The sequence below is a fragment of the Roseobacter sp. MED193 genome (genome assembly GCF_000152965.1).
Taxonomy (GTDB): domain Bacteria; phylum Pseudomonadota; class Alphaproteobacteria; order Rhodobacterales; family Rhodobacteraceae; genus Pseudophaeobacter.
In genome coordinates this window covers 2,774,071-2,793,726 of sequence record NZ_CH902583.1, presented here as the reverse complement: position 1 = coordinate 2,793,726, position 19,656 = coordinate 2,774,071, and the positions used below count along the sequence as shown (strand labels likewise).

The following is a 19,656-nucleotide window of genomic DNA, read 5'->3' as shown; positions in this document are numbered from 1 at the left end:
CTTAACCTTTCATCCGGTCGGCAACCGCGGCTGCGACTGCTTTTGCATCTGCCTTGCCACCCAGCGCTGTTACCAGGGCTTCGGCGGTGTCGGCGGCCACAACTTTCACGCTTTCCAGCGCGCCAGCTTTGATCTCGCCAATGGCTTTTTCAGATTCAGCCGCTTTGGCAGCAATCTGTTCATCCGCCTTGGCAATGGCTTCGTCCAGGCCTACCTGGATTTCGGCGCGTGTTTCGGCGGCGATACGCTGTGCCTCGGCGCGGGCGTCTGCCAGGGCCTTGTTATAAGCGTCTTCGGCCTCAACTGCCTTGGCTTTCAGATCTTCAGCCGCGGCGAGGTCGTTGGTGATGGTCCCCTGACGCTCTGCCAGAACCGCAGCAATGCGGGGCAGCGCGACACGCGACAAAATGAGATAGATCGCGACCAGCGCGATTGCCAGCCAGAAGATCTGGTTCCCGAAGGTCGAGAAATCCAGCTGCGGCATGCCCGGAGCAGATTCGGCGGCGCCGTGAGCTGCGTCTTGTGTATTAGATGCCATGTCGTCCTCCTAGGGAACTTGCCGTTACATCGGGCGGTGGGCCGTTGGGCCTACCGCCCGACCGTAAGGATAAAGTGTCCTAAGGTCTTAGACTGCGAACATCAGCAGCAGAGCAACCAGGAACGAGAAGATGCCCAGGGCTTCTGCAAAGGCGATGCCGATGAAGAGAGTAGCTGTCTGGCCGGCTGCTGCCGATGGGTTGCGCAGTGCGCCTGCCAGGAAGTTGCCGGCTACGTGGCCAACACCGATCGCGGCTGCGCCGGAACCGATTGCTGCGAGGCCTGCGCCGATGAACTGACCGAGTTGTGCGATATCGCCTTCCATGGGTATTCTCCTTACGATGGAATGTGGTGATTTGGGATCCGGATGATCCAGAAGCGGATCACCCGGTAACTTGTTGATCTAGACCTTAGTGGCTCGGATGCAGGGCATCTTTCAGATACACGCAGGTCAGGATGGTAAAGACGTAGGCCTGGATAAAGGCCACCAGAACTTCGAGGGCGTAGACTGCGGTGATGGCAAAGATCGGCAGGAAGCTGAACAGGCCCAGCGCGCCTGCAAACCCTGCGAATACCTTCAGAACCGCGTGGCCCGCCATGACGTTGCCTGCCAGACGAATGCTGTGGCTCACGGGGCGTACGAAGTAGGAAATCAGTTCGATGATGGCCAGGATGGGGCGCAGTGCCAGAGGCGCGCTCGACACCCAGAAGAGGCCAAGGAAGCCAACACCGTTTTTGACAAAGCCAACGATGGTGACGGTAAAGAACACCAGACCAGCCAGGATCGCGGTGACAGCGATATGCGAGGTGGTGGTGAAGGACATCGGGATCAGGCCGAGGAAGTTGGCCATCAGGATGAACATGAACAGGGTCATGATATAGGGGAAGAACTTTACGCCATCTTTGCCAGCGACGTCTTCAACCATTTTGTAGATGAAGCCGTAGGTCAGTTCTGCGATCGACTGGGCCCGGCTGGGCACGATGGCGCGGCGCGAAGAGCCAACAACCATCAGCAAGAAGACGCAGACAACGGCCAGAGCCAGCCAGAGTGTGACATTGGTGATTGCGAAGGTGCTCACCGCGCCGCCCGTTAGCGAGGCCACGTTGAACTGATCCATCGGGTGGATCGCCAGAGCCGCATGCTCGGGTGCAAAAAGCACGCCAGACACTACTACCAGTGCCAATGCTACGTAAAAGAACAGCTTGCCCATCGTTCCGCTTCTCCTGTCGTCAGGTGTTGATCACGCGATCAGTCCTGAGCCTTTGCATTTTCATCGGCCTGTTCGGCCAGTTTCTGTTCCTGGATCTCCTGCGCGGTGCGAAGCATTGTCTTCACCCCAGCCGCAAGGCCCAGCAGTATGAACAGCACCATAAAGATCGGCAGGGTCCCAAAGAGCAGGTCCAGCCCGTATCCGATGCCAAAGCCGATCCCGAGACCGGCTACCAATTCAATCACCATCCGCCAGGCCTGATTGGCCAGAGAGTAGTGTTCATCCGCGCGCGGCTTGGGCTCTTGGGCCTTACGCGCCGCTGCCAGTTTCGCCTCCAGCTGCGCCATGCGCTGCTTTTGGTCATCATCTGTCACGGGCGCCATCCTCACGCGATTTCTATGAGAGGTGCTAAGGTGCTGGGGCTTCAGAGTCAATTGTTCAAGCGTCGCAGGGGAAATTTATTTAAGTGGCTGAAAAATATACATTTAGTGCATTCACCCAGAGTCCACCACGGCATCGCACTGGGGCTGGTGGCGGGTTGAGAGGCCCATTCCGCTTATTCAACCATTCGGTTGATTTTGAGTTCATCGCCAATCCCACGCGCCCAGAGCCCGAAATCCTGTTCCCGCTTGCCATTCCACCGTGACCTGCGGAAGGTGGCGCTTGTGAGCAGGGAGCAGTCCGATCGAAATTCAGTTACTCTTGGCCTTGTCGGCGGGCGCAGCGGCGGCTGGCTTTATCAATGGCTTTGCCGGTTTTGGCACTGCACTTGTAGCCTCCGGCTTCTGGTTCCTCGCCTTACCAGCCCATATAGTCCCGCCGCTCATTATCATCTCGGCTTTGGTTGGGCAGCTTATCGGGGTGTTGAAATTGTCGGTTGAACTGAACTGGCGCAAAAGCAGCTACCTGCTATCCGGGGGAATTCTCGGCGTCCCAATTGGCGCGGCCATCCTGACCCAGATGGAGCCGACTTTGGTCAAAACCATTATCGGAGGCTTTTTGGTGGTCTACACCCTTTTGCAATTTGCAGGATGGCCCCGGCCAGCCGCCACTGCCTCTCCCGAAGGGGTGGCCGATAGAGCCGTCGGGTTTGCCAGCGGCGTGTTGGGCGGGTTTGCCGGGCTTTCCGGTGTCTTACCGCTCGTCTGGTTGCAGCTCAGAGGGTTTTCCGCGCGTCAACAGCGAGCCCGGTATCAGCCCTTCAATCTTCTGGTTCTAGCCTTCGCCAGCGTCGCCATGCTTGTGATCGGCAAGCTGGACGGCGAGTTGATGATCTATGCAGCAATCTCTGCTCCATTTACAATCATCGGGACCCTTGTTGGTGTCAGGGCCTTCAAAGGCGTCAGTGACCTGCGTTTCCGCCAGGCCGTCTTGCTGTTGCTTCTGATTTCCGGCGGTATCATCCTAGCCCAGAGTCTGTAATAGCGCCCAGCGATCCCCGCTTTCCTTCAAGCGCGGTGCAGCATAATGTGCCCCAAGATGTCTAGTGAACTTGATACCGTCTTTGCCGCCCTGGCCGATCCGACCCGCCGGTCGATCCTCACTATGTTGTTGGAAGACGACATGGCGGTGACCGATGTGGCCGAACCCTTCGAGATGTCTCTGGCTGCCATCTCCAAACATCTGACCATCCTGACCCGCGCCGGGCTGATCGCGCAGGAGAAACGCGGCAGGGTTAAGTGGTGCAAGTTACAGCCTGATGCCATGCGCGCGGCTTCCGTCTGGATGCAAGGGTTTGGCCAGTTTGAGCCCGTGAACCTGGATGCATTCGAGCGCTTTTTGGCCAGCGAATTGGACGACGTGCCATCCGCCACGCGAAATAGCGAGGTCTGAGACAGCGCGCTCAGGCTTTGGCAGAGCGCACTGGCTTGGCGGCATCTTCGAGCAGCAACACCAGCGCCAACACCGTCAGAACAATCCCGACCAGGATCAGCCCTGTTGGCGCCGGATTGCCCAACGCCACTTGCCAGACAATCACCCAGCTTGGAGTCAGATAGGTATAGGCCATCACCTTGGCCGCGGGCAGATGCAGGCTGGCAAATTGCAACAACACAAAAGTCATCGCACTGGCAAAGATTGCCACATAAAAGATGCCGACCCAAACCAACATCGGCAAGGCGTTCCACTGGGTCGTGCGGATGTCCCCCCATCCCACCACCAATAACACCAGCGCTCCTGCAATCAGGGTGCCAAAGGTAAAGGCAATCGCAGGCTCCCCCCGGTTCATACGTCGCACCATCGGCGTGTAGATCGCATGCGCAATGCAGCCGACAAAGTAGATCATCTCGCCCTGACCAATATCAAAGGCCCGCAAAGCCGCCAGGTCGGCGCGAAAAATCACCCAGAGGGCGCCAGACGCACCGATACCCAGCGCCAACGCCATGCGCCGGTTCGTAACCTGGCGTAGGAGCAGATAACCAAAGACCCCGCTCAGCACCGGAGTCAGAGTGAAGACCGCCGCAGCGCTGACGGGAGCCGCAGTCTGCAATCCGTAGAACATCAATACAAAGTAGCTCGCAAACAGCGCCCCCAACACCAGGTAACGCCAGGGAGCTCGGAAATGACTACGCTGGAGCCTGCCAGTCATCGCCGCGACGGCGCCGATTACCACCGCCGCAATGACAAAGCGCACCGCATTCAACGCCATTGGCGCGATGTCATTTGCGATCAATACCCCCAGCGAAAACGACCCCGCCACCAGGATCGAAAACAGCAGCATGGCACCGTGGGCGCGCTGAACCGGGTTCATTGCTGCCAGGCCTTGGAGCGCTCTTTCAAAAAGCTGAGGAAACTCTGTACCTTGTTGGTGCGATGCAGATCAACATGGGTCACCAGCCACAGGCTTCCCTCCCACTCTTCCCGAGGCTCCATCATTTTCACCAGGTCGGGACGACGAGAGGCCTCCCAGGTGGACATGAAGCCGATGCCCGCCCCGGCCATAATGGCCTCTTGCATTGCGACCCCGTCCGAGCAGCGAAAAATGATCGTCTCTTCATTGGTGTGCTCGCGCAGCCATTTGTTAAAAGGGGCCCGGCTGTTTTCGTTATCCGTACCGACAAACTGATGGTTCTTCAGGTCGTCAATGCCCTCCAGTACACCGTGCCGGTCAACGTAGCTTTGGGACGCAAACAGGCCAATACGCTGCCTTGCAAAAGGCTGCACCACATTGTCCGGCTGATCAGGCGCATTGCCCGCCCGCAGCGCCACATGGGCCTCGCCGTATTCCAGCCGGAACAAGCGTTCCCCCGTGAGATAGCGAATAACCAGACCAGGATGCATCTGCTGAAACTCCGTCAGCACCGGCACCAAAAGATGCGACATCGACGACAGAGACGTCACCACCAATTCGCCCGAAACCTCATCCCCCTGACCTTTCAACCGGCCCACCAACTGGCTAAACTGATCATCCGTGGCCTGGGCCACCCGCAGCAAATCCTGCCCCGATTCCGTCGGCGTGTAGCCACGCGCGTGGCGCTGAAACAGCTTGACCCCCAAACGGGCCTCAATTGCCTCAATGTGCCGGATCACCGTGGCATGATGCACCCCCAGAACCTCGGCCGCGCCGCTAACGGTTCCCATACGCGCCACCTGGTAGGCTGTGCGAACTTCGTCCCAGTTTTCCATGACACTACCCTTGCTCTAAATCCGCTTTTTAAAACCCGATCCCAACGCCTGCGCAAAAATGCACATCACCTGCGCCATCAGCGCAATTGAGTTCATTTTTGCTATACCCCATTTGTAAAGCAGACGAAACATCAAATGGGAAATCAGATCATGTCCTCCACCGTTTTGCATATTGACTCTTCCGCCCGCGCTGAAAATTCCGTCACCCGCTCGCTGAGTGCCGAAATCACCGCCCGCCTGTCGCCTGACCATGTTATTCGCCGCGACCTCGCAACGCCCCTGCCATTGCTGGATGAAGCCTGGGTAGGTGCCAACTTTACCCCTGCCGATCAGCGCAGCGATGAGCAAAAGGCACTGCTTGCCCAGTCTGACGCCCTGATCGCTGAACTGAAACAGGCTGACACTATTGTTATTGGCACGCCGATCTACAACTTCTCTGTTCCCTCGACCCTGAAGGCCTGGATTGATCTGGTTGCCCGCGCTGGCGTTACCTTTAGCTACAGCGAGGCTGGCCCCAAAGGCCTGCTGGAAGGCAAACGCGCCATCATTGCCGTGGCCTCTGGCGGTACTCAAGCCGGCTCAGATATCGATTTCGCGACAACCTACCTGCGCCATGTTCTGGGCTTTATCGGCATCACAAATGTCGAACTGGTCGCCGCAGATCAGCTCTCCATGGATGCGGAAGGCTCTATGGCCCGCGCCAAGTCAGCCATTGAAGAGCTGGCGGCCTAACTCGCGTGCACAAGCCAGACAGTGCAAACCTAAATGCCGCCTTCCCCAAGGGAGGGCGGCATTTTGCTTGCCACGGCTAAACCCAGTTTATTTCGCAGCCGATCCGCTCCAGAAATGCAAGGAAATCCCCCCGCGCCATCATCACGGTGCGGTCATTTACCAAGGGATGCATATAGATCACATCCACATCCCGCGCCGCAGCATCCATGTAGAAACGCACGCCTTGGCCAACCCCGGTGATCATTGCCAACGGGCTCACCGCGCCGGGAAGAATACCCAAGTTCTGCATCAGGCGGTCGCTGGAGCCAAAGCTCAGGCCCCCAGCGCCAATTTCCTTGCTCAGCGCTTTAAGGTCGATCTCCCGGTCCTGCTCGACGGAAATCAGATAGTTTCGCTTTTTGCGATCCCGCAGATAGAGGTTCTTGATTTTCAAGCTACTGAGGCCGGGCTGCTGCATCTCAGCTTCTACCTGTTTGGCCTCCTCCACAGTGCGCAAAGGCACATGGGTAAACAATGTATAGGGCAGCCCCCATTCCGTGAGCTGCGCCAGGAGCGCATCAGAGCCGATTGGCTGGGCAGTGTGCTGAGCAGGGGAGGCAGCGTTCATATAATTAATCTCTCCAAAGACTGTGGAATTTATATCTCCTGATCAAATCGCGCAAAATACCCTGTGGACGCAAGTGGAGATACGTCTCCTGCGGGTCGCTCTGCGATACAGGCAGCACGATCAAGTCCGGACAGGTCATTGCGCAGCCAGATCACCCCTCCCGGTCAGCCAATCTTCTTGCCATTGCCTACTTGCCATTGCGCTTACGCGGGCGCTGGGTCTTCGTGGCGGGCCTCCTCATAATGGTCAAAAGCTGTCTCAAACCAGCCCGTGCCACGGGTGGCACTGGCAAGGCTGTGGCACAGTGTATCCTGCGCCGCCAAGGGCAACAGCACCTCCAAAACATCCCAGCCTGCAGCCTGCTCTTCGGCCGCAAGGCCCAGCACCTGCCCCTTCAAACTGCTCACCAAAGGTATCAAACCGCCGGAAAACACTGAGGGCGCATGGATGTTCAACCGCATGATCGGCTGCAAAAGAACAACCTCTGCCTGATCCAAAGCATTCCGCACTGCGTTTCTCCCCGCAATACGGAACGCAAAATCAGAGCTGTCCACCGCGTGGTGTTTGCCATCTTTCAAGGTCACCTCAACATCCACCACCGGATGTCCATTCTGGCCCAGGTCCAGCGCCTCACGCACGCCGGCCTCGACCGAAGTGATATAGGCCTTCGGCACTGCGCCGCCCTTGACTTGTTCCTGAAATTTGAAGCCTGCGCCACGCGGCAACGGCTGGATTTCGATCCATACATCCGCAAACTGGCCCGCCCCACCAGACTGTTTTCTATGCCGGTACTGTTGCTCCACCGGCTTTTTAAGAGTTTTACAAAAGGTCGGCGGCACCCTTTCGCTATGCGCTTCAACGCCGAATTCCTTTTCCAGCGTCGCCAGAACCCGTCGCAGATGCAGCGGGCCCTGCAAATGCAACAGTGCACGCCCGGAAATCGCATCCTGTTCCAGCCCCACAGCCGGGTCGAGCCCGAGTAACCGGTCCAGGGCCGTCGCGAGCCGCGCTTCGTCGCGGTCATGCACCGGGACCACCAAACGTCGGTAGGTTGAAGGCTTTGGCTGCGCCCAGCTCGGCAGCCCAGCGCTGCTATCGGCAGTATAGCAATATCCAAGGTTGAGATGATCCGACTTCACCGCCTGGCCAATATCGCCGGCCAAAAGCCCCCCTCTCTGGGCGGCAACGCTGCTCTCTCCATTCCCGTTTTCGCCACCATGACCTGGGCTCGCCGCAGACAACCCGGTCAGCCCCCCAAGAGTGCTGCCGCCCACCGGGAGCCCTGGCTCCAAGCCGCTATCCAGAGCACGCAACAGAACAGTTTTACCAAGATGCTTGACCTGATCCGCCATGCAGCCAACGGCAACCACATCCCCCAAGCCCTCATGCGCCCCGGCCAACCGCGCCCGCGTTGCCGCCACCTGAGGCACCTCGTGACGCAGTGACTTCATCAATCGCAGGACCCCATTGCGGTGTTCCGCCGCCCCCAGAAACGCCGGAAAAACCTCACCATGCTGCAGCACCTGTGTCGCCACATCATAGGCCTCTGCTGCCAAGACTTCGCGATCTTCGATCAGCTCTTCCAGTAAATGGTCGTCAAAATCTGCCAGGGCCTCCAGCATCTCGCTACGGGCTTGCTTCTCGCGCAGCTGCATCTCTTCGGGCAGCTCAATCAAGGCCGAGGGCTGGTCTTCAATGTACTTCCAAGCGCGCTCAGAAATCAGATCAACCGCCCCTACCACTTGGCCATCTTGGCGGATCGGCACCTGGCGTAGCACAATACTGTGCTGACTGTAGGTTTGCAGAGCCGCAATGATATCGGCAATGCGCCCTGTGGCCTGATCCATGCGGTTGACAAACAGGAAAACGGGGATCCCTGCCTCCTCCAGCTGGCGCAGATAGGGCGCGGCCAGAACTGCGGCCTCTGGATCCGCAGGCACACAGAGTACCGCTGCATCACTGGCTGTCAGAGCTGGCCCAACCTGCGCCCGGTTCTCTGCTCCCCCAGAAATTTCGATGGCGGCCCAGTCCTCTCCCATAAAAGAAAACGGCTGCATAGCTGCAACCGTTGCCGTTTCCCGCCGTTTTCCCATGGCCCCGTCCAGACCCGCCAGCGCCCTTGCCAGGGTCGTTTTGCCGGATTGCGATGGCCCCAAAATGGTAAATACACGCATATCTCTTGATCCTCCCTCAGCTAAATGGCTGCCCGAAGAGGATTACGACCTGTCACGTCGCTCTACGCCTGTACGCTTGCTGCTGTCGCCACCGTCTGTCCATTCACTCCCGGCCAGACCTTGATGCCAATGGTGTCTACCCACCCCCCAACGTGTCAAGGGCAACAGACCAGATGCCTCTCGCTCCATGTCCAAAATATTGGTAAGTTTTTGATATGAAAATTACCCGTGAAACGCCATAGCATCTCATTTTGGAATACCAAGACAGGCTGGCCCCGGTTTTCCTTACCGCTGCCGCCCTGCTGCCTATCTACTACAGCCTAGCCTGGCTGTGGGATGGTGACATCTTTATGGCGGCGGTTGTTGCCTGCGGCGCGGTGATTTTGCTTTTCCTGGCCGCAATGAGCCTGGACCGCAGTCAGCTGATCTTCGACAGACAAAAGGCTGAGTTGACCTACCGCAGAAAAGGCGGGTTCTATTTCCAGGAACACTGCATCCCATTACAAAATATCAAAGAGTACACCCTGAGCCCGCAACCCGTGGAGTTCGGAAAGCAAGAATTCCTGCCTGCACTCCTTCTACACTGCGATGGCGATCTCCTTATGGAACATCTGACTGAACGGCCTTCGACGGAAAAAGACCAGATGGAAATTGCGGACCGGGTGAATGCATGGCTCAAAGCTGCCAGGGTTGACTCTGTCGGCCAATCCACGTAACGCAGGGCCAATATCCGGAAGCAGCTTGAGTCTTCCGGTCCCTGACTTGTCGGGGATCGCCCTCCACCAGCGTGTTACGCCCGTGGGGGCAATTGCGCATGGACCTCCTGCTTACTAGGTAGGAAGTGTCTGATTTTGGAACCGGCGAAGGAGGCCGTAAGCATGTTTGAAAATTTATCCGAACGGCTTTCCGGGGTCTTTGACCGGCTAACCAAACAGGGCGCCCTGTCCGAGGAAGACGTCAAAACCGCTCTGCGCGAAGTCCGCGTTGCCCTGCTAGAGGCGGATGTGTCGCTGCCAGTGGCACGTGATTTCGTCAAGAAGGTACAGGAACAGGCCACTGGCCAATCGGTTACCAAATCGGTGACGCCGGGCCAGCAGGTCGTCAAGATCGTGCACGACGCACTGGTGGAGGTGCTGCGCGGCAATGAGGACCTCGGCACGCTCAAGGTCGACAACCCGCCTGCGCCGATCCTGATGGTAGGTTTGCAGGGCTCTGGTAAGACCACCACCACCGGTAAGCTGGCCAAACGGCTGAAAGACAAAGAAGGCAAGCGGGTGCTTATGGCATCGCTCGATGTCTATCGCCCGGCCGCGATGGATCAGTTGGCGGTTCTGGGGGCCCAGATTGGCGTCGACACCCTGCCGATCGTTGCCGGCCAGAAACCTGTTGATATCGCCAAGCGCGCCAAACAGCAGGCTGCGCTGGGTGGCTATGACGTCTATATGCTCGACACGGCTGGCCGCCTGCAGATTGACGAAGTCCTGATGCAGGAAGTCGAAGACGTCCGCGATGTGGTCTCTCCGCGTGAGACCCTCTTGGTGGTTGACGGCTTGACCGGTCAGGTTGCGGTTGAGGTTGCAGAAGAATTTGACGCCAAGATCGGCATCTCCGGCGTGGTGCTCACCCGGATGGATGGTGACGGCCGTGGCGGTGCTGCCCTGTCGATGCGCGCAGTCACCGGTAAGCCGATCCGCTTTGTCGGCCTCGGCGAAAAGATGGACGCCATCGAGACCTTTGAGCCCGAGCGCGTAGCCGGCCGTATTCTCGGCATGGGCGACATCGTGGCCCTGGTTGAAAAGGCGCAAGACACCATCGAGGCCGAACAGGCCGAGCGCATGATGAAGCGCATGATGAAGGGTCAGTTCAACATGAACGACCTGAAGATGCAGCTAGAACAGATGCAGCAGATGGGCGGCATGGAAGGCATGATGTCGATGATGCCCGGCATGGGTAAAATGGCCAAGCAGGTGCAGGATGCCGGCATGGACGACAAAGTTATCAAGCGCCAGATCGCCATGATCCAGTCAATGACCAAGAAAGAGCGTGCCAACCCCGGCCTTCTGCAGGCCAGCCGCAAAAAGCGTATCGTGGCCGGCGCTGGTATGCAGGTCTCTGATCTGAACAAGCTTCTGAAAATGCACCGTCAGATGTCGGACATGATGAAGAAGATGGGCAAGATGGGCAAAGGTAAGATGCTGAAGCAGGCCATGAAAGGCATGCTCGGTAAGGGCGGCGGCATGGGCGATATGGCCGGCATGGACCCCAGCCAGATGGACCCCAAGGCGCTGGAAGCCGCGGCCAAGGCCATGGGTGGCGGCAAGGGGATGCCCGGCGGATTGCCCGGTCTGGGTGGCATGGGTGGAATGGGTCTGCCCGGCGGCCTCTCTGGTTTTGGCAAAAAGAAATAACATGATCCAGGTTCCCACCATAGAGACCGAACGCCTTTTGATGCGCGTGCCAGAGTTGAGCGATTTCGAGCCGCTGTGCGCCTTCTATGCCTCGGAGCGGGCCGCGTTTGTCGGTGGACAGATGGAGCGCGACAAGGTCTGGCGCCATCTGGCGCTGGAAATCGGCCACTGGCAATTGCTGGGCTATGGTCGTTGGACCCTGGTGGAAAAAGAGACCGGCAAACCCGCTGGTATAATCGGCTTGTGGAATCCCGAGGGCTGGCCCGAGCCAGAAATCGGCTGGGACCTGTTCGAGGGCTTTGGCGGTAAGGGCTACGCCACCGAGGCCGCCACCGCTGCGCGTACCTATGCCTATGAGACTCTAGGCTGGACAACAGCGATCAGTCTGGTTGACCCAAACAATCACGCCTCGCGCGCCGTTGCGCAACGCATGGGGGCAAGCCGCGATGGTGATTTCACCCATGTACGCATGGGCACCCTGGAAGTCTGGCGTCACATGAGTCCCGATGATCTCGCCGCTGGCGGCATGGAGGGCTACGCATGACCGCAATGCCCCTGCCAATCCTGGTGATCGAGACCGCGCGACTGATCCTGCGCGCGCCGCATAGCACGGATCTGAAACCCCTGGCTGATTTCTTCACCACTGAACGGAGCCACACGGTTGGCGGTCCGCGCGACGCGGCCGGTGCCTGGGACTCGCTTGTGGCCCGGCTGGGGCATTGGTCCCTGAATGGCTATGGCCTGTGGCATATCACCGACAAGGCAACCAGGGCCTTTGTCGGCTGGACTGGCATTATCTTTGCCCCAGGTTGGCAAGAACCAGAGCTGGGCTGGGCGGTGTTTGAACAGGCCGAGGGCAAGGGCATCGCCGCTGAGGCCGCCAGCGCGGCCCGTCGCTATGCTGCACTGCATCAGGGTCATGATGGCGTTATCAGCTATATCCGCCCCACCAACGCCCGCTCAAGAGCGTTGGCGCACCGGCTAGGCGCCACGATGGAAGATCTTGGCGAGCTGCGCGGCACCCCTTGTGAAATCTGGCGCCACCCAAAGGTGGAGGAGGCCGCATGAGCCACAGTATTCCAGTGATTGAGACCGAACGCCTGGTGCTGCGTGGCCCCGAGGCCGAGGACTATCCAAATTTCGAGGCAACCTTTTCCTCTTATCGGGCACGCTTCATGGGCGGGCCGTTGAACGCTTATGAATCCTGGATGCTCTATGCGGCTGAGATCGGCCATTGGCAGATTCACGGCTTTGGCATGTGGATGATCCACGACAAGCAAACGGATGAGACCTACGGCATGGCCGGCGGCTGGATGCCTGCGGGTTGGCCAGAACGGGAAATCGCCTGGATCATCTGGCCAGACGCGGCCGGGCATGGCTATGCGCTGGAAGCCACCAACGCGGCCCGCAGCTATTTCTACGAGACCATGGGCTGGGAGACCGCCGTCAGCTACCTTGACCCCAAGAACCTGGATTCGATCCGCCTGGCCGAACGGCTTGGCGCCGTGAAAGATCACGATGCCACAACCATCGACGGCAATGACGCGGTTTACCGCCATCCCAGCCCGCAAGCGTTGCAGGGCAGTCAGATCGCCCATGGCATTGAGATGGAAATCAGCCACTACGCTGACCCACTGTTCAAACCAAAAGGATGGGCTCTTGACTGATACGACCAACACTCCCGCGCCCGATCTGGACGATGTAGCCCGCGCCGCCGAGATCCTTATGGGACACCGTGAAAGCATCGACCGGCTGGACGCCATCCTTGTCTATACGCTGGGCGAGCGGTTCAAACACACACAGGCCGTTGGTCAGCTGAAAGCTGAACATGACCTGCCGCCCTCGGACCCCACCCGAGAGGCAAAGCAGATCGCGCGGCTCGAAGATTTGGCGAGACGGGCCAACCTGGACCCCGATTTTGCCAAGGCTTTCCTGAACTTCATCATTCAGGAAGTCATCAGACACCACAAGAAACACCAGGAATAACAGGGCAATCCCTGTAAACGCCATCAAAGGAGACTACCCATGGCTATCAAACTTCGTCTGGCCCGTGGCGGCTCGAAAAAACGCCCCTTCTACCGCATCGTGGCTGCTGACAGCCGCATGCCACGTGACGGCCGTTTTGTTGAAAAGCTCGGCACCTATAACCCTCTGCTGCCCAAAGACAGCGAAGAGCGCGTGAAAATGGACATGGAGCGCGTTCAGTACTGGCTCGACCAGGGCGCACAGGTTACCGACCGTATTGCTCGTATGCTGGAAGCCGCTGGCGTTCGTGAAAAAACAGAGCGCAACAACCCCAAGAAGGGCACCCCTGGCAAGAAAGCCCAGGAACGCGCCGAAGAAAAAGCAGCCAAGGCCGCCGAGCCAGCCGCAGACGCGGAATAAGGCAATGGGGTCGTGGGACCTGCCCCCTTTGGGGCGTGATGGGGAGGTGCCTGATGGTGCCTTTCCAGAGGCGTTCCGCGCCCAGCTTGACCATCTGATGCGGATGCGGCGCGATGTGCGTCGCTTCCGCAAGGATCCGGTGGATGAGGCAGTGCTCGCGCGCTGCCTCAACACCATCCAGCTGGCCCCCTCAGTGGGGTTGAGCGAACCCTGGCGCATCCTGCGCATCACCAGTGATGCCGCGCGGAGTACCGCCCTGAAAAATTTTGAAACCGCCAATGCTGAGGCGCTTGCCGGCTATTCGGGTGAGCGCGCTACGCGCTATGCCGACCTGAAACTGTCGGGCATGCGTGAGGCCCCTGTTCAATTGGCGATCTACTGCGATGACGAGACAGCGCAGGGCCATGGTCTGGGTGCCGGTACCATGCCCGAGATGCGACGCTATTCGGTGGTCACAGCCATCACATTGTTCTGGCTTTCCCTGCGCGCCGAAGGACTGGGACTGGGCTGGGTCTCAGTGCTGGACCCTGATCAGCTCAGCCGTGACCTGCAAGTGCCAAAGAACTGGCAACTGGTCGGCTATTTCTGCATTGGCCTCCCCGAGGCGCTACACGACAGCCCGGAACTGGAGCGCCAGGGCTGGGAAAAGCGTCAGCCGTCGTTGTCAATCGAGACACGGTAGACCGATGGGACGTCTGATCCGCCTTGTAATTTTTGTTGCGATCGCCTTTACCTCTGGCATTCTATTCGAGCGCAGCCATCAAAAGGACCTATGCGCACAGTCTGGCGGGCAGTGGATGCGCGCCGGGTTCTGCGCCGGAGAGTGAACCCATGAGTGCCCCCCAAAGTGATCTGATTTGTGTCGGCGCCATTGCTGGATCTTATGGCGTGCGTGGCGAAGTCCGGCTCAAGAGCTTCTGCGCCCAGCCGGAAGAAATCGAAACCTATTCACCGCTCACCAATGAAGACGGCAGTCAGAGTTTCAGTCTCACCCTGGGCCGCGCGGTAAAGGGCGGCTTTACTGGTCGCATCAGCACTGTGGAAACCAAAGAACAGGCCGATGCGCTCAAAGGTATCCGCCTGTTCACCACCCGTGATAAATTGCCCACGCTGCCCAGCGACGAATATTACCACGCCGACCTGATCGGGGTCGAGGTCTTTGACACCGGCGGCGCCCTGTTAGGCACGGTGAAATCTGTACAGAACCACGGTGCCAGCGATCTGCTGGAACTGACAGGCGCGGGGCTGAAAGGAACTGTGTTTTTGCCATTTACCCTGGCAGCTGTACCCACGGTTGATCTGGAACAGGGTCGCATAATCGCAGATCCACCAGAGGGCTTGTTTTAGACCGAGAGGTCAGCCAGCTTCATCTGCGAGCAATGCATCCAGAACCCGGACGACCGATACGGCCGTCTGCGAGTTTCGTTGCAACTCTGGCAGCTTCCGGCCCAGGCTGACCCAAAACCTGAACAGGCGCCAAGCAAACAGAAACCGGAATACCGGGTCATCCGTCAAACTGGCACCATAGCCCTCTTCAAAGGCCACCCAATCCGCCTGAGAGACCAAGCCGAATCCAGGTGTGTTACCATCAGAGGCAAGGTGCTCCGGGCAGTTTGCCAGCCAAATATCGGCAATATCACGCTGCGGAAAAATGGCGTTGTGATTCAGAAAATCAATAAACGAAACGCCCCTTTCCGACATGATGATGTTGCGCAGATGTAAGTCACCATGTGCCAAAGCGCTGCGGAACTCATTGCCCCGCGCCCCCCGGGCGGCGCGATGCAAATGCGCGCACAACCCAAGAAACCTGTTGGGTTTGGGCAACCAGAGCTGTCCTTCGCGCACCTCTAGGGCCCGGTTAGAGACCATTTTCAGAAACGGTTTTGGCCAAAACTGCCTCACTCCTGCATCCGATACCCTGTGCAGTTCACCCACAGCCTTGCCGATCCGACGCAAGACGTCGTCTCTAGCTCCAAAGCCATAGTCCGTCAGTGCCAAGGTGCGGTAAGCTGTGTCGCCTTGGACAAAAGCCATTAAAGCATAGGGATGTTGTGGATCCTTCCACAACATCTCGGGAGCAGACACACCAGGCACTGGCCTAAGGCTTTGGGCGGCCTTGCTTTGCCGTTCCAGCTGTCGGTTCAACGCCCGAGGGTTCACCCTATCGAAATCAGCCCGCAACACAAAGCTCTGTCCATCGACTGTCTTGACCTCCAGCACACAGCGGCGATGCTCTAGCAACCGGTTGGACCCTAGCCTGCGAAAAACGGCCCCCTCCTCGGCAAGGCCAGCTGCCTCTGCAGCACGGGGCCAAAGTGCCTGTGTGCGGGCCTGAACCTCCTCACGGACCGTATCTGGATCAAGGTTTGGTGCTTTGGGTCGCATTTCTGAATTCATCCAAACACCAATGCTTTCTATTGCGCAAAAACCTGATTGCACTAAACAGCAACTTTATGACGACTCCAAACAAATCCCATGGCCGCAAGGCTATCCGCCCCTCTTTCAAGCCGCGTGAGTTGATGACGCCAACGCCAGAGCTGGTTGGCGTGTGGAAGGCCAAGATCCTGACGCTGTTCCCCACTGCCTTTCCCGGTGTGTTGGGTGAGAGCCTCACAGGCAAGGCGCTACAGGAAGGGCTGTGGCAGCTGGAGACAGTGGATCTGCGCGAATTTGGTATCGGCAAGCATCGCAACGTCGATGACACCCCAGCCGGTGGCGGCGCTGGCATGGTGCTGCGGGCAGATGTCCTAGGCAATGCCATCGACAAGGCCATGCAAGACACCACCGCAGCACGCGGCGGCAACTGGCCACTGATCTATCTCACCCCGCGCGGGCGGCGCATGGATCAGGCCCTGATGCAAGACCTGGCACGGTGCGATGGCGTGACGCTGCTTTGTGGGCGCTTTGAGGGCGTCGATGAGCGAGTTTTGGAACACTACAATATCCAGGAGGTCTCTCTGGGGGACTTTGTCATGACAGGCGGCGAACTGGCCGCGCAGGCGCTGATTGACGCCACCGTGCGGCTGATCCCCGGCGTGCTGGGCAATCAGGCCTCAACTGAGGAAGAGAGTTTCTCCTCCGGTCTGCTGGAACACCCGCAATATACCCGCCCCACGGAATGGCAGGGGCGCAAAATCCCCGATGTGTTGATGTCCGGACACCACGGCAAGGTGGCACAATGGCGCCAGGATATGTCAGAAGAGATCACACAGGAGCGTCGCCCCGATCTATGGCAAGAATATGAGGCCAACAGGCCCGCGCCCAAGGCCAAACCGAAGAAAAAGTGACGCATAGTCAACCACGACAGCGCCCCCGCTTCTATGCATCATACCACTAACCATTTGGTATTTTGACTGCAGCTGCGCCCCGACAGGATCAGAGCCCAGCTCAGACTGGGGAGAGAATTGATGGGTCGATTTTTGCTGCGTCTCTTAGCGGGAGTGGTTGTGGTCCTCACCGTTTTGTTGGGCGTGCTGCTCTTTAACACCCTGCGCTACACCCCAGAAGAGACCTCCAGCACCGGCGAGACCTATGATCTGAAAGCCAATATCGAGCAGGCAACTCAGGATCTGTCAGAGGCGGTGAAGTTCCGTACTGTCTCAACCGATTTGAAACACCCAGATTTTGCGGCCTTTCTGACCTTCCTGGAAGAGACTTACCCGCTGGTGCACAACACCATGAGCCGCGAAGTTTTGGCACGCCAGACGCCGCTCTATAAGTGGCAAGGCAGCGATGAAAGCCTGGCTCCGATTCTGTTGGCGGGTCATTACGACGTCGTACCCATCGCACCCGGCTCCCATGATCTGTGGGAGCATGAGCCCTTTGCCGGAGTGATCGACGAAGAATTCGTTTGGGGCCGTGGCACATTGGATGACAAGGGGGCAGTCATCGCCATGCTGACCGCTGCCGAAAAGATGATTGCAGATGGATTCACCCCCAAGCGCACGGTCTATTTCAGCTTTGGCGGCGATGAGGAAATCGGTGGTCTGGGCGCCATGGCGGTCGCAGTACACCTCAACCAATTGGGCATTGAGCTGGACTGGATGCTGGATGAGGGGTCTTTTGTGCTGGACAAGGTTATCCCCGGTCTGGATCAACCTGTGGCCAGCATCAACCTGTCGGAAAAAGGTTATGTGACGCTAGAACTGGTGGCTAAATCCGCTGGCGGGCATTCCTCGATGCCACCACGCGTCACCGCAGTGGGCCGCATCGCGAGGGCCGTGACCCGGCTAGAAGACAATCCGGTGCCTGGCGGACTGAATGGGTTGTCAGAGGAATTCTTTGACTCGCTGGGGCGGCATTTCTCCTTTGGGCAGCGGGTGGTTTTTGCCAATCGCTGGCTGTTTAAGCCGCTGCTGGAATCCATTCTGGCGAGTTCCCCCACCACAGATGCCATGTTGCGCAGCACGACGGCCCCCACGATGCTGACGGGATCGAGCAAAGACAACGTGCTGGCGGCTGAGGCCTCGGCCAAGATCAACTTCCGCATCCACCCGCGCGACTCCGTTCAAGATATCGTTGCGCATGTGCGCCAAACGATCGACGACCCTGAAATCGAAATCCGATACGATGAAAAACAGGCCAACCCGGCCTCGCCGGTCTCCTCTTCCGAGGCCACAGGCTATCTGGATATTAAGACCTCGATCCTGGATACCTTTGGTCCGCTGGCCACGGTGCCCGGTTTGACCATTGCGGCAACTGACGCGCGGCACTACGGCAAGGCCGCCAAGAATGCTTATCGCATCAACCCCTTCAAAATCGAAGGCTCAGATCTTGCGCGCTTCCATGGCACCAATGAGCGGCTGTCGATCGAGAACCTAGAGCGCGGCATCAATTTCTTTGGCGCCCTACTGCAAAAGCAATAACCGATTGCACTGGCTGCAATCGCTCTCCCTGCTTTGGAGGGCTTACCAGAGCAGGGAACATGCTTAGGCTGCAAGCATCCGATACTCTAAGCGTATTATGCTAATGCCCAATCTCAATCAAAGCGGCGCGAACAATGAAATTTGCCATATTCCGGGCTGTCCTGGTTTAGCCACTCACCTCCCCCCTGACATCCACTTCCCTTGAGGCAAATACGCAAGACAGTGTCAAATGTATCCACAGCAACTGAAATTATCCGGCTTTGCCGCCGGGCCGGTTGACGGACAGTTTGGCAGGCGCACAACGCAAGGGCAGCCACTCCAAACAACAGTATTCAGGGGGGATCCTATCAAGCTAGGCGACAGCCGATGCAAGGTGGAAAACAATGGGGGAGCCTGGACCTCCCCTTTGATCTCAAAGCACCCAAATCCCCGCAACAGAAGCCACCATCCCAGTTCTACCAACAGCTCATTTGCCCTTGACCGACCGGCGCAACCCTCCTAATTAACGCCAGTCTGGAATCGCTTGCTCGATTGCGGGCAGTTTGACGTTGGGACAATGTTTCGGAAACTTTCTTCGGTTTTTCTGCTGCACCCCGACGCCACACCAAAATGAACGGACGACCTGACCTCTGGCGGGCTGCATCATGCGGGACCCGGTGAAGACCAAGAGCTATCGGGACGCGCAAATACTTCGTGGAACAACCACGAGCAAAATAGGAGAAGATCAGATGGACCTGATCGCACAGCTGGAGGCGGAACAAGTTGCCGCCCTGGGGAAAGACATCCCCGATTTCAAAGCCGGTGACACCATCCGTGTTGGCTATAAAGTAACCGAAGGTTCGCGTTCGCGCGTTCAGAACTACGAAGGCGTATGCATCAGCCGTAAAAATGGCGCTGGCATTGCGGGTTCCTTCACCGTTCGCAAGATTTCTTTTGGTGAAGGCGTGGAACGTGTGTTCCCACTGCATTCCACCAATATCGACAGCATCACCGTTGTGCGTCGTGGCCGCGTTCGTCGCGCCAAACTGTACTACCTGCGCGCCCTGCGCGGTAAGTCCGCACGTATCCGTGAAGATGCAAACTACAAAGCCAAAAAAGCCTAAGGAGCGGTAT

25 protein-coding genes are annotated in these 19,656 nt (G+C 58.2%); 16 read left to right on the top strand and 9 right to left on the bottom strand.

The window, feature by feature from the left end:
- Window position 1 precedes the first annotated feature (1 nt).
- From MED193_RS15720 to MED193_RS15705, 4 genes are all read right to left on the bottom strand, one after another.
- On the bottom strand, window positions 2–538 hold the full coding sequence (locus MED193_RS15720) for a F0F1 ATP synthase subunit B' (RefSeq protein WP_039966265.1): 537 nt from the start codon (window positions 536–538) through the stop codon (window positions 2–4).
- 87 nt (window positions 539–625) lie between these two features.
- Window positions 626–862, bottom strand: a complete 237-nt coding sequence (locus MED193_RS15715) for a F0F1 ATP synthase subunit C (protein ID WP_008205040.1) — start codon at window positions 860–862, stop codon at window positions 626–628.
- Window positions 863–947: 85 nt separating this feature from the next.
- On the bottom strand, window positions 948–1,748 hold the full coding sequence (locus MED193_RS15710; RefSeq protein WP_009810740.1) for a F0F1 ATP synthase subunit A: 801 nt from the start codon (window positions 1,746–1,748) through the stop codon (window positions 948–950).
- Between the two features lie 38 nt (window positions 1,749–1,786).
- Entirely contained in the window at window positions 1,787–2,122 is a 336-nt protein-coding gene (locus MED193_RS15705; protein ID WP_039966956.1) for an AtpZ/AtpI family protein, read from the bottom strand.
- 328 nt (window positions 2,123–2,450) lie between these two features.
- Here MED193_RS15705 and MED193_RS15700 point away from each other — a divergent pair, with 328 nt between their 5' ends.
- Window positions 2,451–3,170, top strand: a complete 720-nt coding sequence (locus tag MED193_RS15700) for a sulfite exporter TauE/SafE family protein (RefSeq protein ID WP_009810738.1) — start codon at window positions 2,451–2,453, stop codon at window positions 3,168–3,170.
- Between the two features lie 57 nt (window positions 3,171–3,227).
- Window positions 3,228–3,581 carry a helix-turn-helix transcriptional regulator gene (locus MED193_RS15695; RefSeq protein ID WP_009810737.1) on the top strand — a complete coding sequence of 118 codons (354 nt, stop codon included), beginning with the start codon at window positions 3,228–3,230 and terminating at the stop codon, window positions 3,579–3,581.
- A gap of 10 nt (window positions 3,582–3,591) precedes the next feature.
- Here MED193_RS15695 and MED193_RS15690 read toward each other — a convergent pair whose 3' ends face one another.
- Window positions 3,592–4,497: a DMT family transporter gene (locus MED193_RS15690; protein ID WP_009810736.1), complete on the bottom strand. Its 906-nt coding sequence runs from the start codon at window positions 4,495–4,497 to the stop codon at window positions 3,592–3,594.
- A complete protein-coding gene (locus MED193_RS15685; protein WP_009810735.1) occupies window positions 4,494–5,372 on the bottom strand; it encodes a LysR family transcriptional regulator in 879 nt (292 codons plus the stop codon). The genes MED193_RS15690 and MED193_RS15685 overlap by 4 nt, the downstream gene beginning before the upstream one ends.
- A 150-nt stretch (window positions 5,373–5,522) precedes the next feature.
- On the opposite strand from MED193_RS15685, the gene MED193_RS15680 reads away from it, so the two are divergent.
- Window positions 5,523–6,104 (top strand): FMN-dependent NADH-azoreductase, encoded by a 582-nt coding sequence (locus MED193_RS15680; RefSeq protein ID WP_039966955.1) that lies wholly within the window; start codon window positions 5,523–5,525, stop codon window positions 6,102–6,104.
- Window positions 6,105–6,180: 76 nt separating this feature from the next.
- On the opposite strand, the gene MED193_RS15675 is transcribed toward MED193_RS15680, so the two are convergent.
- Window positions 6,181–6,711, bottom strand: a complete 531-nt coding sequence (locus MED193_RS15675; RefSeq protein WP_009810732.1) for a prolyl-tRNA synthetase associated domain-containing protein — start codon at window positions 6,709–6,711, stop codon at window positions 6,181–6,183.
- 203 nt (window positions 6,712–6,914) lie between these two features.
- Window positions 6,915–8,885, bottom strand: a complete 1,971-nt coding sequence (locus MED193_RS15670; protein WP_009810731.1) for an elongation factor G — start codon at window positions 8,883–8,885, stop codon at window positions 6,915–6,917.
- A gap of 350 nt (window positions 8,886–9,235) precedes the next feature.
- Here MED193_RS15670 and MED193_RS15665 point away from each other — a divergent pair, with 350 nt between their 5' ends.
- The 10 genes from MED193_RS15665 (at window position 9,236) to rimM (ending at window position 15,025) form a co-directional block, all read left to right on the top strand.
- On the top strand, window positions 9,236–9,601 hold the full coding sequence (locus tag MED193_RS15665) for a hypothetical protein (protein WP_157041385.1): 366 nt from the start codon (window positions 9,236–9,238) through the stop codon (window positions 9,599–9,601).
- A gap of 162 nt (window positions 9,602–9,763) precedes the next feature.
- Window positions 9,764–11,293, top strand: a complete 1,530-nt coding sequence (ffh, locus tag MED193_RS15660) for a signal recognition particle protein (protein ID WP_009810729.1) — start codon at window positions 9,764–9,766, stop codon at window positions 11,291–11,293.
- A gap of 1 nt (window position 11,294) precedes the next feature.
- Complete coding sequence (locus MED193_RS15655; RefSeq protein WP_009810728.1) at window positions 11,295–11,837, top strand: GNAT family N-acetyltransferase; 543 nt, start codon at window positions 11,295–11,297, stop codon at window positions 11,835–11,837.
- On the top strand, window positions 11,834–12,361 hold the full coding sequence (locus tag MED193_RS15650) for a GNAT family N-acetyltransferase (protein ID WP_009810727.1): 528 nt from the start codon (window positions 11,834–11,836) through the stop codon (window positions 12,359–12,361). Before MED193_RS15655 ends, MED193_RS15650 begins: the two co-directional genes overlap by 4 nt.
- Window positions 12,358–12,960: a GNAT family N-acetyltransferase gene (locus MED193_RS15645; protein ID WP_009810726.1), complete on the top strand. Its 603-nt coding sequence runs from the start codon at window positions 12,358–12,360 to the stop codon at window positions 12,958–12,960. The genes MED193_RS15650 and MED193_RS15645 overlap by 4 nt, the downstream gene beginning before the upstream one ends.
- Entirely contained in the window at window positions 12,953–13,279 is a 327-nt protein-coding gene (locus MED193_RS15640) for a chorismate mutase (protein WP_009810725.1), read from the top strand. The genes MED193_RS15645 and MED193_RS15640 overlap by 8 nt, the downstream gene beginning before the upstream one ends.
- A gap of 39 nt (window positions 13,280–13,318) precedes the next feature.
- Window positions 13,319–13,678, top strand: a complete 360-nt coding sequence (gene rpsP, locus MED193_RS15635; RefSeq protein ID WP_009810724.1) for a 30S ribosomal protein S16 — start codon at window positions 13,319–13,321, stop codon at window positions 13,676–13,678.
- Between the two features lie 4 nt (window positions 13,679–13,682).
- Complete coding sequence (bluB, locus tag MED193_RS15630) at window positions 13,683–14,360, top strand: 5,6-dimethylbenzimidazole synthase (protein ID WP_009810723.1); 678 nt, start codon at window positions 13,683–13,685, stop codon at window positions 14,358–14,360.
- Window positions 14,361–14,364: 4 nt separating this feature from the next.
- The gene (locus MED193_RS23105; protein ID WP_009810722.1) at window positions 14,365–14,505 is read left to right on the top strand and encodes a hypothetical protein; all 141 of its coding nucleotides are present in this window, start codon (window positions 14,365–14,367) and stop codon (window positions 14,503–14,505) included.
- Between the two features lie 4 nt (window positions 14,506–14,509).
- Window positions 14,510–15,025 carry a ribosome maturation factor RimM gene (gene rimM / locus MED193_RS15625; RefSeq protein ID WP_009810721.1) on the top strand — a complete coding sequence of 172 codons (516 nt, stop codon included), beginning with the start codon at window positions 14,510–14,512 and terminating at the stop codon, window positions 15,023–15,025.
- Window positions 15,026–15,034: 9 nt separating this feature from the next.
- Here the strand turns inward: rimM and MED193_RS15620 are convergent, their stop codons facing one another.
- Window positions 15,035–16,063 (bottom strand): aminoglycoside phosphotransferase family protein, encoded by a 1,029-nt coding sequence (locus MED193_RS15620; RefSeq protein WP_157041383.1) that lies wholly within the window; start codon window positions 16,061–16,063, stop codon window positions 15,035–15,037.
- Between the two features lie 68 nt (window positions 16,064–16,131).
- Between MED193_RS15620 and trmD the strand changes: the two genes are divergently transcribed.
- The 3 genes from trmD (at window position 16,132) to rplS (ending at window position 19,646) form a co-directional block, all read left to right on the top strand.
- Window positions 16,132–16,965 (top strand): tRNA (guanosine(37)-N1)-methyltransferase TrmD, encoded by an 834-nt coding sequence (gene trmD, locus MED193_RS15615; RefSeq protein WP_039966953.1) that lies wholly within the window; start codon window positions 16,132–16,134, stop codon window positions 16,963–16,965.
- A gap of 120 nt (window positions 16,966–17,085) precedes the next feature.
- Window positions 17,086–18,543 carry a M20 family peptidase gene (locus MED193_RS15610; protein ID WP_009810718.1) on the top strand — a complete coding sequence of 486 codons (1,458 nt, stop codon included), beginning with the start codon at window positions 17,086–17,088 and terminating at the stop codon, window positions 18,541–18,543.
- 728 nt (window positions 18,544–19,271) lie between these two features.
- A complete protein-coding gene (gene rplS / locus MED193_RS15605) occupies window positions 19,272–19,646 on the top strand; it encodes a 50S ribosomal protein L19 (RefSeq protein WP_009810717.1) in 375 nt (124 codons plus the stop codon).
- Window positions 19,647–19,656 lie beyond the last annotated feature (10 nt).